At 73.2% G+C, this 16,523-nt stretch carries 12 protein-coding genes; 3 read left to right on the top strand and 9 right to left on the bottom strand.

Annotated elements, in window-relative coordinates; all coding sequences use genetic code 11:
* Nucleotides 1-69: 69 nt before the first annotated feature.
* Genes AC3ANS_RS19995 through AC3ANS_RS19980 form a run of 4 tightly spaced genes read right to left on the bottom strand, consistent with a single transcriptional unit; the run spans nt 70 to nt 7,374 of the window.
* Nucleotides 70-750, bottom strand: a complete 681-nt coding sequence (locus tag AC3ANS_RS19995; protein WP_488293330.1) for an ABC transporter ATP-binding protein — start codon at nt 748-750, stop codon at nt 70-72.
* Nucleotides 747-1,598 carry an ABC transporter ATP-binding protein gene (locus AC3ANS_RS19990; RefSeq protein ID WP_488293329.1) on the bottom strand — a complete coding sequence of 284 codons (852 nt, stop codon included), beginning with the start codon at nt 1,596-1,598 and terminating at the stop codon, nt 747-749. The genes AC3ANS_RS19995 and AC3ANS_RS19990 overlap by 4 nt, the downstream gene beginning before the upstream one ends.
* A gap of 53 nt (nt 1,599-1,651) precedes the next feature.
* Complete coding sequence (locus tag AC3ANS_RS19985; RefSeq protein ID WP_488293328.1) at nt 1,652-4,303, bottom strand: FtsX-like permease family protein; 2,652 nt, start codon at nt 4,301-4,303, stop codon at nt 1,652-1,654.
* Nucleotides 4,300-7,374, bottom strand: a complete 3,075-nt coding sequence (locus AC3ANS_RS19980) for a hypothetical protein (RefSeq protein WP_488293327.1) — start codon at nt 7,372-7,374, stop codon at nt 4,300-4,302. Before AC3ANS_RS19980 ends, AC3ANS_RS19985 begins: the two co-directional genes overlap by 4 nt.
* 130 nt (nt 7,375-7,504) lie before the next feature.
* On the opposite strand from AC3ANS_RS19980, the gene AC3ANS_RS19975 reads away from it, so the two are divergent.
* The 3 genes from AC3ANS_RS19975 to AC3ANS_RS19965 all read left to right on the top strand — a co-directional run bounded on the left by AC3ANS_RS19975 (nt 7,505) and on the right by AC3ANS_RS19965 (nt 10,203).
* Nucleotides 7,505-8,008: a DUF4232 domain-containing protein gene (locus AC3ANS_RS19975; protein ID WP_488293326.1), complete on the top strand. Its 504-nt coding sequence runs from the start codon at nt 7,505-7,507 to the stop codon at nt 8,006-8,008.
* Nucleotides 8,009-8,069: 61 nt separating this feature from the next.
* Nucleotides 8,070-9,317 (top strand): geranylgeranyl reductase family protein, encoded by a 1,248-nt coding sequence (locus tag AC3ANS_RS19970; protein ID WP_488293325.1) that lies wholly within the window; start codon nt 8,070-8,072, stop codon nt 9,315-9,317.
* A gap of 10 nt (nt 9,318-9,327) precedes the next feature.
* Complete coding sequence (locus tag AC3ANS_RS19965) at nt 9,328-10,203, top strand: NUDIX hydrolase (protein WP_488293324.1); 876 nt, start codon at nt 9,328-9,330, stop codon at nt 10,201-10,203.
* Nucleotides 10,204-10,212: 9 nt separating this feature from the next.
* Here AC3ANS_RS19965 and AC3ANS_RS19960 read toward each other — a convergent pair whose 3' ends face one another.
* The 5 genes from AC3ANS_RS19960 to AC3ANS_RS19940 are packed head-to-tail and all read right to left on the bottom strand — an operon-like array spanning nt 10,213 to nt 16,511.
* Complete coding sequence (locus AC3ANS_RS19960) at nt 10,213-11,253, bottom strand: hypothetical protein (RefSeq protein ID WP_488293323.1); 1,041 nt, start codon at nt 11,251-11,253, stop codon at nt 10,213-10,215.
* On the bottom strand, nt 11,250-12,692 hold the full coding sequence (locus tag AC3ANS_RS19955; RefSeq protein ID WP_488293322.1) for a substrate-binding domain-containing protein: 1,443 nt from the start codon (nt 12,690-12,692) through the stop codon (nt 11,250-11,252). The genes AC3ANS_RS19960 and AC3ANS_RS19955 overlap by 4 nt, the downstream gene beginning before the upstream one ends.
* The gene (locus AC3ANS_RS19950) at nt 12,689-13,870 is read right to left on the bottom strand and encodes a hypothetical protein (RefSeq protein WP_488293321.1); all 1,182 of its coding nucleotides are present in this window, start codon (nt 13,868-13,870) and stop codon (nt 12,689-12,691) included. The genes AC3ANS_RS19955 and AC3ANS_RS19950 overlap by 4 nt, the downstream gene beginning before the upstream one ends.
* Before the next feature lie 8 nt (nt 13,871-13,878).
* Complete coding sequence (locus AC3ANS_RS19945) at nt 13,879-14,850, bottom strand: hypothetical protein (protein WP_488293320.1); 972 nt, start codon at nt 14,848-14,850, stop codon at nt 13,879-13,881.
* Between the two features lie 2 nt (nt 14,851-14,852).
* Nucleotides 14,853-16,511: a hypothetical protein gene (locus AC3ANS_RS19940; RefSeq protein WP_488293319.1), complete on the bottom strand. Its 1,659-nt coding sequence runs from the start codon at nt 16,509-16,511 to the stop codon at nt 14,853-14,855.
* Nucleotides 16,512-16,523 lie beyond the last annotated feature (12 nt).

The raw sequence follows: 16,523 nt of genomic DNA, 5'->3' as shown, positions 1-16,523 counted from the left end.
CACGCTCAGGCGTGCAGACGCGCCGACTCGGCACGCTCAGGCGTGCAGACGCGCCGACTCGGCGTCTTCTCAGTTGGCGAGGCGGCCGTCGTGGAGGTCGAGGACCCGGTCGGCGTACGTCGCCATCCGCGGGTCGTGGGTCGACACCAGCGCGGCGACCCCGCGCTGGTGCACCAGGGCCGCGATCAGCGACATCATCGCCTCGGCGTTGACGCTGTCGAGCTGACCGGTCGGCTCGTCGGCGATGAGCACGCTCGGCTCGTTGGCGAGCGCCCGGGCGATGCCGAGCCGCTGCTGCTGGCCTCCGGAGAGCTCGGCCGGCCGCTGGTTGGCGTGCTGGGCCAGCCCGACGGCGTCGAGCAGCTCGGCGACCCGGGCGTCTCGGTCCTCGGCGGTCAGTCCGCGGATCCGGAGCGGCAGCTCGACGTTCTCGGCCGCCGAGAGGACGGGGAGCAGCGCGAAGGACTGGAAGACGAACCCGATGTCGTGGCGACGCATGTCGACGAGGTCGTCCTCCGAGGCCGTCGTCACCTCCCGCTCGCCGAGCCACACCTGGCCCGAGGTGGGACGATCGAGGCCGCCGAGCAGGTTGAGCAACGTGGTCTTGCCCGATCCCGACGGCCCGCGCAGCACGAGCAGCTCCCCGGCCGGCACCTCGAGCGACACCCCCTGCAGCGCGTGCACGAGCGCGGACCCGGTGCCGTAGGTGCGGGTCAGCTCCTCGCAGCGGAGCGCGGGCGTCGGGCTCACGACGAGGCCTCCTCGGTGGACGTGGGGTGCACCTTGACGTGGTCGGTCTCGAGCTCGAGCCGGACCAGGTCCTTCAGGGACAGCGACCTGAGGTACTCCTCGGGCAGCTGGAGCCGGCCGACCCGGTCGAGGACGGCGTACTCCTCGGCATGGTGGCGCTCGACGCCGTGCTCGTCGAGGCGGGTGCTGCGCAGCACCTCGGTAGAGAGCCGGCCGTCGCGGATCTGGACCGTACGCCGCACCTGCTGGGAGACCCGCTGGTCATGGGTGACGATCAGCACCGTCACCCCGAGCCGCTCGTTGACGTCGCGCAGCGCGTCGAGGACCCGCTGGGAGTTGACCTCGTCGAGCTCGCCGGTCGGCTCGTCGGCGAAGAGCACCTCGGGTGCGTTCGCCAGCGCCACGGCGATCGCGACCCGCTGCTGCTGGCCGCCCGACATCTGCGCGGGCAGCCGGTCCCGGACCGCGCCCACCTCGAGCAGGTCGAGGAGCTCGTCGACGCGGGCCGCGCGGTTCCGGCGCCGGGACCGCGCCACGGCGATCGCCATCGCCACGTTCTCGGCCGCGGTGAGGTACGGCAGGAGGTTGCGCGAGGTCTGCTGCCACACGAACCCGACCGTGTGACGGCGATACCGGGTGCGCTCCCGGGTCCCCATCGCGAGCAGGTCGTGGCCAGCGACCCTGGCGGAGCCGGCCGAGGGCACGTCGAGCCCGGAGAGGATCGTGAGCAGGGTCGACTTGCCGGACCCCGAGGCGCCCACGACCGCGGTGAGCTCACCCTGCTCGACGCGCAGGGTCAGGCCCTGGAGCGCCTGCACCTCGACCCCCTCGGCGGAGAAGATCCGCACCAGGTCGGTGCACTCGATCTGCGCCCGCTGTGTCGGTTGTGTCGGCTGTGTTCTCAACGTTCCCCCATCTTGACGGTGTCGGCGGGCGCCACCCGGCGTCCCACTGCGACGGCGACGAGCCCGGCGACCACGACCACGGCCACGAACGCACCCACGCCCGTGAGCACCAGCACCGGATCGACCACGGCCGGCGGCGAGCTCCGGCCCCCGACGAACGGCCGCAGGTCGAGCGCCCGCAGCAGCACCCTCGGCAGCAGCAGTCCGACCGCTGTGCCGACCACCAGTGCGGTGACGGCGATCGGCCCCAGCTCCCAGGCCACGACGCCGCGCAGCTGGCGTCGCGACATCCCGAGGATGCGCAGCACGCCGAGCAGCTGCTGGCGAGACCGCGTCGCGGCGAGCGAGGCGAGCGCCACCGTGACCAGCGTGAGCAGGAGCGCGACGAGCGCCGCCACCAGCAGGGCCGGCTGGAGCCCGCCCACCAACGGCGAGGACCGGACCTCGGCGAGGGAGCTCTCGACGTCGGTCACCTCGACCGTCGTGTCGGCGCCGCCCACGGCTTCGACCGCGCGGCCGGCGACGTCGTCCGGGTGGGCGCCGGGGGAGACGCGGAGCAGGAGCTCCTGGTGCTGCCCGTCTCCACGGGCCGAGCGCCGCGGCAGCGCCGACTCGTCGACGAGCACCCAGCGGCGGTCCAGGTCGGGAAGCACACCCCGGTCGACGACCCCGGTCAGCTGGGCCGGGGCCCCGTCGAGGACGACGTCGTCGGCGTACTCCTCCCGGTCGGTGCCGAGCAGCAACGGCAACCCGGGCTCGCCCGCGAGCGACGGGAGGTCGGGCCGCACGGCGTGCAGCGCCGAGGTGTCGGTGACGACGACATCGACGTGCGCCGTGCGGCCGAGGTCCAGCTCGACCCCGGACCGCACCGAGAGACGGGCGGCGGCGTCGACACCGGCCAGCCGACGTACGGCGTCCAGGTCGTCCTTGCCGAACCGGGGAGCCGTCAACCGGACGTCGGCCCCGACCTCCTCGCGCACGGAGTGCTCGAGTCCGGACCTGACCGTGGAGGCCATCACCGCGGAGAAGGTGACCACCGAGAGCCCGACGACCAGGGCCAGCGCGGCGGCGAACCCGAGCGCGGGACGACGTACCGCCCGGGCGGCGCCCAGCACGGCGACAGGGCCGCGCCGCGAGCGCAGGGCCCGCAGCAGCAGGGCGAGGGGCCACGGATACACGCGCAGCGCGGCGGCGCAGACCGCGGCCACCAGGAGCGTCGGAGCACCGACGACCAGAGGATCGATCCCGACCGCTCGGCTCGACTCCACCACGCCGCGACGGTCCAGCGCGATCAGCGAGAGGACAGCCAGCCCCACCACCCCGATCTCGAGCACCCAGCGGACCCGGCTGTTGGTGCGCACCTGCAGGTCCTGACGAGGCTCGCGCACGGCCCGCGCGCTCGTGAGCACCCCGAACAGCACCGGGACCAGGATCGCGACCACCCAGGGCAGGGCCCGCCCGACCGGGCCGACGGTGGCGGGCACGAGCCGGGTGACGGTGCCGACCACCAAGGCTGAGACGGGTACGGCGATCAGCAGGCCCTCGAGCACCATGACGCCGCGCACCTGCAGCTCGCCGGCGCCGCGCGCGGAGGCGAGCGCCAACGTGGGTCGCCGTCGGGCGATCACCGTCTGCACCCCGAGCGCGAAGACCGCGGCGAGCACCCCCGCCAGCCCCGAGAGGGCGAGCGACAGCAGGGCGTACGTCGAGTCGATCCGGTCGCTGGTCTGCTCGACGACGTCGGCGAGCCCGGTCCGCAGGCTGATCCGCCCGCCCTCCGGCAGCTCGACGGGGGTGCTCGACAGCCTGCGGGCCTGTGGCAGCAGCTCGTCCGCCTCGGCGTAGGAGGCCCGCGACGGTTCGACCGGCAACCAGGCCGTGACCGAGCCCGTGGCCATCAGGTCCTGGAGGGGGACCGCCGAACCCGGGTCGAGGAGGACCGAGCCGGTCACCGTGGGCGGGCGGCCGGGTGCCTGAGCGACGGTGGGGGCGACCAGGTCGCCCGCGTGTGCGGCGTACCCCCCGTCGGGGTCGAGGACGTCGACGATCGCGGTGACCACCAGCGTCTTGGGGTCGGCCGGGAGCCGGTCGCCGACGCGGAGCCCGGCACGCTCGGCCAGCGTGCGGGGGACGGCGATGCCGATCGGCCCGTGTCCGTCGTACGCCGGGGGCAGCGTGCCGTCGACCGGGCGAACCAGGTCCCTCCAGGACAGGTCGACGCTGAGGCGCAGGTTGAGGGTGAGCTCGGAGGCAGGGTCCCGGCTGAGTCGAGGAGGCAGGGTCACGCTCCTGGCGGGTGCCCGCACCAGCCAGCGCGGCTCACCGACCAGACCCTGCAACGGCTGCGGCAGCGCGGGACGGAAGTTCCGCAGGACCAGGTCCAGGTAGGCGTAGGACCCCTCGAGGCCCGGGGTGAGGACCTTCGCCCCGGGTTGGCCGATCCCCGCGAGGTCGAGCTGCGTCGCCGAGGTCGTGCTCAGCGCGTGGCGGAGCTCCCGGTCGCCGAGCCGCGCCAGGGCCCGTGGCGCGACGGCCACCCCGGCGACGGTGACGCCGACGAGGAGCGCCACCAGGATCGAGGACCGCATCCCGGTCGAGAAGTGGCGACGGAGCAGGCCGACGTCGCCCAGGTGCGAACGCCGCGTCATCGCTCGTCCTCCGGGCCGCGAGCACGTCTGGCCTCGACACCGACTCGCCAGGTGTACGTCGCGATGCCGGCCGCCAGGCCGCCCACGAGCAGCGCCGCCCCACCCAGCAGGCCGAGGACGTCCACGCCGAGGCCGGTGGCGACCGTGGGATAGGGCTCGGGCACCGCGGCGCGGGCGAGCTGCGGAACCACGAGGAGGGCGACCGCGACGCCCGCGACCAGTCCGGCGCCCAGGCCGAAGACGACGGTCCAGGCCAGCTCGCGACCGCGGAGCCGCTGTTGTCCTCGCGCCGACAGTCCGAGCGCCCGGAGGATCGCGACGTCGGAACGCCGGGAGCGCAGCTGGCCGCGCGCAACGGTGTCGAGCGCGAGCAGGGCCAGGAGGCCGCAGCCGGCGGCGCCCCACCACCACGCCAGCGCTCCGGTCGCCAGCTCCGAGCGTCCGGCCGGGTCGGCGGCGGTGTCGATCCGACTGTTCGCCGGCAGCAGGTGACGCAGCTGGGCGACCGCCGACTCCGGTGCCCTGGTCGCGATCCAGAGGTCGGTGGGTGGCGACACGACCTCCTGGTCGTAGAGCCGGGCCTGGTCGACCGCGCGCAGGTCGAGCAGGGCCGCGGACTCCTCCGGGGCGCCGGGCACGGCCGGCACGACGTCGGCCACCTGGACCGGGAGCTCCTCGTAGGTCCCGTCGAGCGGGATCTCCAGGGTGTCACCCACCCCGAGGTCGAGACGGTCCGCCGCGGTGGCCGAGAGCACGACGGGCACCCGCGGGCCGTTCGGCGAGCCGGGGGCGAACGACGGGGTGAGCCGGATCTTGCGGACCCCCGGGTCCACGACGACGTCGCCGCTGGGCGCGTCCTGTCCCGGCGCGAGCGAGAGCTCCACGTCGCCCGGCACCTGGGCCGTCCAGGTCTCGTCCTCCAGCGGCGCCTCCCCGTCGGGCCCGTTCGTCGTGATGCGCACCAGCCCGACGCTCGGCGTCACGTCACCCGGGCGGGGAGGGGCCTGGTCGCTCAGGCCGACGTCCAGGTCGATGGCAGCGACCGTCCGCGCGCCCGGGACGCCGGAGGTGTCCGCGGGCAGCCGGGCCGAGTAGGACAGGGACCCGGTGCGCAGATGGAGGGGCAGTGTGCGCAGTGCGCCGGTGGCGTCCGTGACGATGACGGTGACCGTGGGAGGGGCGGTCAGCCCGCCGGACTCGAGGACGATGCCGATCCGCGTCGCCTCGGGCGGCAGCTCGGGTGCCGACGTACGGCTGGTGAGAGCCGCGGCGACGCGCTCCCGCTCGTCGTCGTCGGAGAACCCGCGGGCCAGGGCGCCCAGCGCGGCCGGGCTCACCGCGACGAGCGACCCGAGGTCGCCGCCCAGCTGGGTCGCCACCGGGGCCACGCCGCCGACGTCGCTCAGCCTCCCGATCGCGTCGATGGTCGTCAGGGCGGGCCCGAGCTCGCCGGTGGAGACCCGCACGTCCGCGCCGGCTCGGAGCTGACGGGTGGTGTCGAACCCGTCGGCCCAGGTCCGGCTGTACGACGCGGCGCTGATCACGGTCGCGGCGGCGATCGCGACGACGAGGACAGGGGCGGTGACCGGGACCAGCCGGCGGGACAGGTGCCGCGCCGCCAGGACGCGGGTCACGTCGCCCCCACCCGTCCTGCGCTCGGCGAGGCCGGCGACCGCGGGGAACAGCATCAGCGCGAGCAGGACCACCGCCACCAGGAGGGCTGCGGGTGCGGCCACCGCGACCGGGTCGACCGCGGACACCCCGTCGGCGCCGACCGTGACCGGGGAGCCGTAGGACCGCAGCTGCCACACCGCGAGCGCGGCTCCGGCGCTGACGAGGGCGACCAGTCCCGGGCCGATCAGGCGCCCCGCCCGTCCGCTCGGTCCCCGCCAGGCGTGCGACACGGTCGTCAGATGGACCTGCGCGGCGCTGAGCGCGGCCACCGACCCGGCAGCAGCCGTCACGGCGAGCCCGGCCGCGACGACCGTCCGGGCCGGGCCGGCCCCTGACGCGAGTGACGCCGAGCCGATCGCGACGAGTGCGCCTACCAGGCCGCCGGCAGCTGCGGCGGCGGAGGTCTCGATCGCGGCGGACCCGGACAGCCAGCCGGACGAGCCGCCGCGGGCCCACAACAGCGAGAGCTCCAGCGCATGGGTGGTCGCGAAGAGCCGGGCCAGGGCGGCCAGCGTGACCAGGCCGACGACCGCGAGCAGGAGCAGCACGACCGGCTCCACCGATCGCAGGCCGTCGGTCCGCAGCGCGACCTCGTGGGCGACGTCCGGCAGCCGGCCGTCCACCTGGAGGCCCTCGATGTCGTCGACGCGACCCGCCCAGTCCAGGGCGAGCCGGTTGCGTGCCGTGGCCACGGCATCGAGGTCCGCCGCGGTCACGTCCTGGAGGTCGGGGACGAGCACCCAACGCGCCCGGGGCTCGGCGGTCACCTCCGGCCACCGGTCCTCGGCGAGCACCACCGGACCGAACTGCCCGTCGTCGCTGCCGAGCGCCACCTGCGGGTCGCCGACCCAGCGCGGGTCGAGGTAGTCGCGTGCCCGCCAGGTGCCGGCGACGTGCAGTCGCAGGCCGCCGAGGACCACGTCCTGGCCCGGTCGCAGCCCGAGCTCGGCGGCGGCGTCGGCCTGGACCACCACGTCGTCGTCGCCCTCGGCCCAGGACCCCGACACCAGGTCGGCTCGCGTGGGCAGGTCGGGGACGCTCAGCGCGGTGACCGTTCGCTCCGGGCTGGAGTGGCCGCCCGGGCGCGGCACCGTCAGGACGGCTTGGCCCGAGACGGTGCGATCGACGGCGGCGGGCGTCGACAGGTCCGCCAGTGAGTCCGCCAGAGCCGCACGCACCTGCGTGTCCTGGCGTCCCGCGTCCGGGGCGAGGTCGAGCGAGACCCGGAGCGCCAGGTCCTGCCCGGCGTGCTGGGACGCGACCGCGCGTGCACCGTTGTCGACCGCCGCCTCGACCTGGCCGACGACCGCGACTGCCACCCCGCACAGGAGCATCGCGGTGCCGCAGAACGCCGCGAGGAGTGGCCCGTGCACCCGGGTCCGCCTGGTCAGGAGCAAGCGTTCCCCTCGCGATCCGTCCGCCCACCGTGTCAGCCCGACACTAGAGGGGATCGGCCCGAATGGGAACGCTCACATTTGATCGGGCACGAGTCGGCAACTCTCCCGGCCCCGCGTGCGTCCCAGGGACATGAAGATCCTCCACACAGCTGCAGTCCTGGGCATCCTCGCCGCCGGGCTGACCCTTCCGTCGAGCTCCGCCCAGGCCGTCGCGGTCGCGCCGTGCACCAACGCCGAGCTCAAGGCCTCCTTCCACCACACCGACGCGGCGATGAGCCACCGCTACGGCCGGATCGTCTTGACCAACATCTCCGACCACGCCTGCCGCACCGGCGGCTACGGCGGGCTGTCGTACGTCGGCGGTGGCGACGGCACCCAGATCGGGGCGCCCGCGGACCGGGTGCCGGGCAAGGTCCGCTCGCTCCTGGTCGAGCCCGGCGAGAAGGTCGTGAGCCCGGTGTCGGAGACCGTGGCCTCGGTGTACCCGCGCCGCGAGTGCCGGCCGACCCACGTCGACGGGTTCCGGGTGTACGTCCCGAACGAGACCGCGTCGCAGTTCATCGCGCACCCGACCACCGGCTGCCGCAACGACCAGGTGCACCTGATCACGCACAAGGCCTTCCGTCGCGCCTGAGCGGGCTGAGCGGGCTGAGCCTGATTCTCGTTCGGGCGGGTCGGCCTGAGACAATCGGAGCGTGAGCACTCCCGCGCAGACCGACGTTCTCGTCGTGGGCGCCGGCCCTGCGGGGTCGGCGGCCGCCACCTGGGCGGCCCGTGCCGGGTTGGACGTCGTGCTCGCCGACGCGGCGGTGTTCCCGCGCGACAAGACCTGCGGTGACGGACTCACCCCGCGGGCGATCGGGGAGCTGCAGCGCCTCGGTCTCGAGGACTGGCTGCGCGCTCACACGGTCAACCAGGGGCTGCGGGCGCACGGCTTCGGCCAGACGCTCTACCTGCCGTGGCCCGGTGGGAGCCTGCCCGACTGGGGGTCCGCGGTCGCCCGCACCGAGCTCGACGACCACCTGCGCACCACCGCGATCAAGGCGGGTGCGGTCGCGGTCGACGGGGCTCGCGCCGTCGACGTCCGCCGCGAGGGTGGCCGGGTCACCGCCGTCGTCTTCCGCACCGAGGGCGGTGAGGTCGAGATCGGCTGCCGCCGCCTGGTGGTCGCCGACGGCGTGCGCTCGCCGCTGGGCAAGGTGCTCGGCCGGGAGTGGCACCGCGAGACGGTGTACGGCGTGGCCGGGCGCGCCTACGTCTCATCGGAGATGTCCGACGACCCCTGGATCAGCTCCCACCTCGAGCTGAGAGGCCAGGACGGCAAGGTCCTGTCCGGCTACGGGTGGATCTTCCCACTGGGCACCGGTGAGGTGAACGTCGGCGTCGGCACCCTGGCCACTGCCAAGCGGCCCGCCGACATCGCGATCAAGCCGCTGATGGCTCACTACGCCGACGAGCGCCGGGAGGACTTCAAGCTCTCGGGCGAGCTGCGGATGCCGACCTCGGCCCTGCTCCCGATGGGTGGTGCCGTCTCGAACGTCGCCGGACCCAACTGGGCCCTGATCGGTGACGCCGCGGCCTGTGTGAACCCCCTCAACGGCGAAGGCATCGACTATGGCCTGGAGACCGGACGGCTGGTCGCCGAGCTGCTCGCGGAGCGTCCCGCGGACGCGCCCGGCCTCGAGACCGCATGGCCCGCGCTGCTGCGCCAGCACTACGGGGAGTCGTTCTCGATCGCTCGCCGGCTGGCCGGGCTCGTCACGATCCCGCGGCTGCTCCCGACCCTGGGCCCGGCCGGGATGCGCTCGGACTGGCTGATGACCCTGGCCCTGCGCTGGATGGGCAACCTGGTGACCGACGAGGACCGCGACCGGGCGGCCCGGGTGTGGCGCTGGGCCGGGCGGCGCTCGATCGCCGTCGACCACCGCCCGCCGTTCGGCTGAGGGAGGACTCGTGGTCGGGCTCCCCAAACGGCAGCGGGTGGCGGCGTACGCCGTGATCATCCGCGACGGCCGGATCCTGCTGAGCCGGCTCTCGCCCAGCATCACCTCCGAGGAGCTGTGGACGCTGCCCGGTGGCGGCCTCGACCACGGCGAGGACCCCCGCGACGCGGTGATCCGCGAGATCTACGAGGAGACGGGTCTGCACGCGGTGGTCGGCGAGACCGCGCGCGTCTACTCCGCGCACCTGCCCGGGGTGTGGCGCGACGGCCGCCGCGTCGACGCGCACGCGTTGCGCATCGTCTACGACGGGTGGGTCCCGATCGACGCCCCCGAGCCCCGCGTGGTCGAGGTCGACGGGTCGACGTCCGAGGCCGCCTGGAAGCCCACCGAGCAGGTCCTCGACGGGACCGTCCCGGTCGCGCCGATGGTGCTCGAGGCGGTTGCCGACCACCGCCCGTTCCGGCACCAGCGGCTCGGCGCGTACGCGCTGATCAGCCGTGGGGACGCTGTGCTGCTCGTGCGGATCTCCGACCGCGGGTTCCACACCGGCTCGTGGACCCTGCCGGGCGGCGGCGTCGACCACGGCGAGCCGCCCCGGGCCGCGGTCGTGCGGGAGGTGCGGGAGGAGGCCGGCGTCGAGTGCCAGGTCGGTGACCTCCTCACCGTGCACGACGACCACTTCAGCGGCACCGCACCGTCTGGGCGCTACGAGGACTTCCACTCGGTGGCGTTGGTCTTCGCCGCTGACCTCGCGGTCGACGCCGACCCCCGGCTGGCCGAGCAGGACGGCACCTCCGCGGAGGTCGCCTGGGTCTCGCGGGATCGGATCACCTCGGGCGAGGTGCCGGTGCTCGACCTGGTCCGCGAGGCGCTCAGCGCCCGCTGACGCGCGAGGTCAGGGCATCGGCGTCGCCGCGACCTCGCACACGTTGAGGTGCGGGCGGGCGGCGTTGTTGGTGACCAGGTAGGACGAGAGGACCCAGGTCTTCTTGACCCCTCCGACCGACCACCAGATCCGCATCATCCCGTTGCGGGGCAGGTCGACGGGGCCCAGGAGCCCGGTCTCCGGGTCGTAGTCGAGGTCGCTGTAGTGCGCGATGTGGTCGGGGTCGTTCGTGCGTCCCTCGCCCTGGACGTACTCGTAGTCCATGAACGCGTCCGGGTCGTCAGGCCGCAGCGCCACGCTCTGCTCCCCGGCGCGACCGGTCTCGCACACCAGCTCGGCCTGACCGAAGCCGGGGATCGTCGTGGTGCTGGTCCGGTTCGCCGCGGCGTTGTCGTCGCCGTGCCAGCTCAGCCCGAACTGCTCGTCGGTGTCGGTGTGCAACGCCAGCGTCATCTTGCAGTACTGGCTGCCCGGGTAGGCGAACCGCTCCCAGTACCAGGTGAGCTTGAACGACGTCACGGGCAGGGCCAGGGCGCCGCCGCCGGGCTGGTTGCGGCCGGGTCGCTGGCTGATCACGCCGTAGGCCGACCCCTGGGCGAAGTCCTCGATCGGGGTCTGCTGGTTGAGACCCTCGTGGGCCTGCGGCCCCGTGCCGCCGGTGCCGTCGTCCGCCGCCGTCGCGTAGCGGTAGACGCGGACGTTCTTCACCGCGACCCGGTCGGTCCCCTCCTTGGTCTCGAACTTCGCCATCCACATCTGGGTCTCGGCGCTACGGTCGTTGGCACGGATCCGCAGCATGGTGTTGTTGGGCCGGCAGACGAGCTCGACCTGACCGATGCCCGGCACGTCCGTCGCCTTCTGGTACCTCGGCCGCTTCTGGTAGCCCTGCCACTGGACCACGATCCGCTTGGACTGCTGCACCTGCCGGCGTGCGGCCGCGGTGACGGTGCTCGCCGTGGGGGCGGCGTACGTCGGCGCCACGGTGAGCGCCGGAGCGGCGAGCAGCAGGGGCGCCACCAGCGCCACCAGCCGGGTGGCCCTGGTCGTCATCGCGCCGGCTTCTCGCTCGGGGCCGGTTGAGAGGGCGAGCTGGCGGTGTCGTCCGGGACGTAGAGCACCGGGGCCTGCGCGCCGTTCAGCCACTCCTCCTGGAGCCGCACGGTCTCGTCGGGCAGCGGCACCAGCCGGGCGGTGTCTGCGCCTGCTTGGGCATTCGCGACGTAGTGGCCGAGGAAGTCACGCACCTCGGCCCGGGCCAGCGACCGCGTGGTCGTGGTGATCAGCAGCTGACGGGCCAGGGGGTACTCACCGCTGGTGATCGTGCGCTGGCTGGGGAAGATGCAGTTGCGCTGGCCGTCGGGCATCGTGATCTCGAAGGGCCGCAGCTGGTCCTCGAACAGCTCGTAGTAGCTGAACCGGAAGTACGCGACGTGCCCGCGGTAGGCCTCGTAGAGGCGGCGGGCGTCATCGGTGCTCTTGTAGAGGGCGTTGACATCGTTGTAGCGCAGAGCGACGGCGTTGAGCCGGTTGCGGGCGACCGACCGGCGCGCGAACGCGGCGTCGACCCGTTGCTGGTCCTTGGCCTTGTCGGCCGGCAGACGCTCGTCTCGGATGCCCTTGGCGCGCTCGGCGAGCGCGGTGGAGAGCTCCTGCTGGGCCGCCGCCATCTCGGTGCGGGCGTCCTGGAGGGCCTGGTTGGCCTGCGCCCGCCGGCGGCTGACGTCGTCGAAGCGGGACGCACGCAGTGCCAGGGTGGGCTTGCCGACGACGAACTGGCGAGCCGCCTCGTCGTTGTCGGCCAGGAAGTAGTCGGAGCGGAGGTCGACCTGGGACGGCTCCGGTGCGCCGAGCACGTAGCGGCCGAAGAACCCGAACCCGTTGTTGTCCGGGTTGGGGCCGCCGACCTTGAGCGGCACGTCGTCGAAGCCGAGCGGCTCCTGGCTCCAGTTCGTCAGCGGCGAGCCCGCGCGGTAGAGGTCGCGCACCTGGTCGACCGTGAGGCAGTCGGCGCCGACGTCGGTCTCGGACTTGATCGCGACCACGATCGCCTCTGCGGCGACCTGGAACTGCACCACGTCGAGCCCGACGGCCTGGCAGGCCTCCCACTCGGCCCGGCTGATCGGGCGAGCCGAGTCGACCAGGTCGATCTGCCCGGCGCACAGCTCCTGGAAGGCCTGGTCCTCGCCGTTGTCGGCGGCGTTGACCTGAGCGGCGTCGGCCGTGGTCTCGTAGCGGTCGATCTCGGAGGGTGTCAGCGAGCCTTTCGTCGATCCGTCGATGTCGACGACGCCGGTCGGACGGGTCGGCAGCGCGGCGTACGCCTTGTCGATGTCCTGCTGGCGCAGCTTGTTCTCGCGGAACTCCTTGGCCTGGTCCTGGGTCACCGTGTCGGTGGCCTTCTGGGAGGGGTCCGAGCACGCGGTGAACATCCCCAGCGAGACGGCCGCCACGGCCAGCGTCCCGATCAGCTTCGAGCGGTTGCGCGTCACTGGGCTGCGCCCCCTTCGGTAGGCGACGTGGACGGCGAGGCGTTCGGACTCGAGCTGGGGTCGACGGCCGTCTCGTTCTCCTGCGGCGGGTAGTGGAAGACCTTGCCCAGGGGCAGGACCTCGAAGTCGTCGAGGGTGAGCCCCTGGAGCTCGTTGCCGCGGATCAGGCTGTCGGTGACGTCTCGCTGGGCGTAGAGGGTCGGGACGGCCGCGCGGTCGACGACGATGGCCCCGTAGGTGCGCAGGCAGGCGACGATCGCGTCGGCCAGCCGCTGCTGCTGCTTGGTGAGCTTGATGATCTTGCCGGTCCGCGGGTCCCGCGGGGCCGGGAGCACGACGTCGCGCTTGAGCCGGATCCGCGCGCCTTCCGGCAGCGACCGCACCCGGCCGTTGCCGTCGGTGGAGGAGGCCGGCTGCACGAACAGGCCGAGTGCCGGGCCGGGCACGCTGATCGCCAGCGCGTGCTGGATCTCGCCGGACTCCAGCTCTCCGGCCCGGATCAGTCCGGCGAACAGCGGCAGCCCGGAGCCGCGGGCACCCTCGGTCCACGGGTCGCTGTACCCGGGCCCGTTGAGGTCCCACTTGCGCATGTAGTTGTAGGAGATCGTGTCGTCCGACTCGCGACGAGCGCGCCACAGGTCGTAGGCGACCGACGCCGAGGTGTCGAACACGGTGTACCAGCCGTCGTAGCGCGGATCCGGGTCGACGTCGTCGGGGATGTTGAGCACGGTGGTGTTCTCGCCGTCGCCGCAGACCAGCTGGCGGCACACCAGCTTGGTCGGGCGGCCACCGGCGACGACCGGGACCGTCCACCGCGTGGTGTTGATGTAGAGGCCGGCGTTGACCATGTCGCGACGCTGGATCTGCGTCGAGCCCGGCCCCTCGATCACGCCGAGGCGCTCGTGTGCGTACTGGATCATCTGGTCCGAGCGGGGGTCGACCCGGATGCTGTCGATGCGCCGGTTCCACGGCGAGCTGTCGTTGAAGAACCGCCGTTCCGGCACGACCACGCCCGGGGACAGGGTGGGGTCGACGGTGACCACGACGTTCCCGCCGGAGCCCTTGTCCGGCCCGCTCGTGGAGCACCCGGAGAGCAGGACGGCGGCTGCCGCGACGACGGCGGCGGCGTACTGGCTGCGGCGGCGGCGGCGGGGGCGGCGGGGGCGGCGGGTGCTCATCGGGGTGCTCATCGGGAGGGTCCGGTCTCTCGGGTCCGCGACCGCAGGAGCGAGGCCTCGGTGGTGTCCGCGACCCGTGAGATCGCATCGCTGAGGACCGCCAGCCGGTGGCCGTGGTCCCCGGGGTCGTCGTCGAGGTCGTCGAGCTCGCCGGCGCGCATCCGCGCGGCGGTCACGATCGCGTGCGCCTCGCGGCGCGACTGGAGGCGGATCAGCTCGGCATCCAGCTCCGCCTGGGCGGTGACCAGCTCATAGCGGCGGGCCGCTTCGAGCTCCATGGCCTCGAGGTGGTGCAACGTCGCCTGCTCGGCGGCGTACATGCGGTCGATCACGCCGTGCGCGATCTCCTCGACCGTCCGGGCCAGGTCGACCGGAGGGGTGAGGGGCGGGCGCGTCAGCGCGGGCTCCGGCTGCGGCTCCGGCTCCGGCGCGGGCGCGGGCTCGGGCTCGGGGGCGTTCGCCACTGGCCCGGCGTCGGACTCGGGACCGGACGCTGGCTCCTCAGGGACGGGCTCCTCGGCGATGGGCTCCTCGGCGATGGGCTCCTCGGCGATGGGCTCCTCGGCGACCGGCTCTTCCGCGACGGGCTCGTCCGCGGCCGGCTCCTCGACGAGCTCCTCGACCACCGAGAGCGGCTTGCGCGGTGTGCGGGCGCGTCGGGCCCGGGGCCGCGCCGGCTCGGGCTGAGGCTCGGGCTCGGGCTCAAGAGCGGGCTCGGGCTCAGGAGCGGGCTCGGGCTCGGGCGACTGCTCGGCGCGCGGCCGCGGCTCGGTGATCGGCGCCGGCACCGGCTCGGGCACCCGCCGCAGCGCGGCTCGGGCCTCGGCCTGGCTGTTCAGGCGCGAGGTGCGTGGCTCGACGACCTCGGTGGCCAGCGCGGCGGTGAAGTCGACCTTCCCGATCCGGGACTGGTCGGTCAACGCGGAGAGCACGTCGTCGACGGACGGCGGGGGCGCGATGCGCGGCTTCTCGTCGGTCATCACTACCCCCCGAGCTGCCCGGTGGTCACGCCGCCGGGCTGGTAGTTGGCGGGCACACTGACCAGCACGTAGCGCGGCGTGCGGAACACGACCTGCAACAACGCGTCGGACCCGGCGGCGGCGTCCGGGTAGAGCTTGGTGAGCAGGTCGCCGTTGTCCGAGACCGACATCAGCAGGTAGTCGACGCCGTGCGCGGCGGGATCGCGGGCCGCGATCTTCCACGGACCGTCGCTCTGGTCGACCCGGTCGAAGAAGTACTCCGGGTGGCCGGTCAGCATCATCACCGCGTATGTCTGCGCGTTGTCGGTGAGGATGGAGTTGTCGCGCGAGACGTTGTTGGAGATGTACTCGGCCATCGCCTGCTCGGAGAAGATGCCGACCTTCTCGTTGTTGAGGGTCTCGGCGCCCTCCTGCGACTCGCCGGTCGTGATCGCGGCCGCGAACGGGGCCTCGAGGTTCTGGTAGCGGTAGGTCTTCATCTCCTGGATCGTCCAGGGGATGCTCACCACGAGTGCGACGACGATGAGCGCCGCGACCAGGGTGCTGCCCTCCTCGGCGGAACGGGCCAGCCAGATGGCCCCGATCATGCTGATCATCAAGATCGGCAGGGCGTTGCGCATCAGCATCGGGGAGTCGGTCAGTCGCAGCACGACCGCAGCCGACGGCAGCATGATCGCGGCACCGAGCATCACCCCGAGCCACAGCGCGAACGGGTTGCCGCGGGCCACGCCCGCGAAGATCAGCGCGGGCAGCACGATGATCGCGATCGGTGCGCCGTACAGCACGAGCTCGCCGGTGCTGCGGAGCAGCTCGACGGCGGAGAACGTGTCGAGGCCGCCGGACGCGGCGGCGTCGCTGGACCGGGTGATCCAGGCGAAGGGCTTGAACAGCAGGATGAAGTTGAAGACGGTCCACAGAGCGACGACGTACACCGTCGGCGAGGCGAACCCGACCACGGTGCCCTCGACCTCGGTGCCGTCGGCTCCGAGCCGCGCCAGGATCGCGCCGATCATGATCGCGCTCAGCACGAAGAACGTGAGGCTGGTGTAGCCGGCCAGCGCGGCGATCGAGAACGCGATCCCGGCCAGCATCACGAACCGGACGTCGGCGGTGATGTACCAGGCGAACAGCGCACCCAACGCCGTGACGACGAGGGCGATCCAGACGAAGTGCCGGGTGCCGGTGGTCGCGTACAGCAGCACCATCGGGTTGGCGCCGAGTGCCAGGAGCACCGCGTACCGAAGCGGACCGGCGATCAGGGCGCGCCGCATCATCGTGTTGAACGCGACCATCGTGAACGCCGCGAAGATCGCCGAGGCCAGCGGCACGACCGCGAGCGACGTGACCAGGCCGCGGAAGATCGCCAGCGGCGCGATGAGGAGCGTGGCGAGCGGCGGGTAGTCGAAGCCGATCGCGGACAGCTTCGCCGGGTCGTTGTGCCACACCATGAGGGCGCGGTTGAGACGGTCGAGCGTCTCGAAGCCGACCACGTGCAGGTCGACCACGATCCAGTAGCCGAACCAGGTGTAGGCGACCGTGAAGAACGCGAACACGAGCGCGCTCTCCCACCAGCGGCGCTCGACGTCGTTGGGCCGGCGGCCGACCAGCTGAACCACGCCGCTGAGGCGGTCCTTGGTGTGGACGACGGACACGGTGCTCATTCGGGGTCCCCG

It is taken from the genome of Nocardia sp. 149-1B, assembly GCF_057747975.1.
Note: the sequence above shows the minus strand (reverse complement) of the source record. Positions and strands in the feature narration are given on the sequence as shown.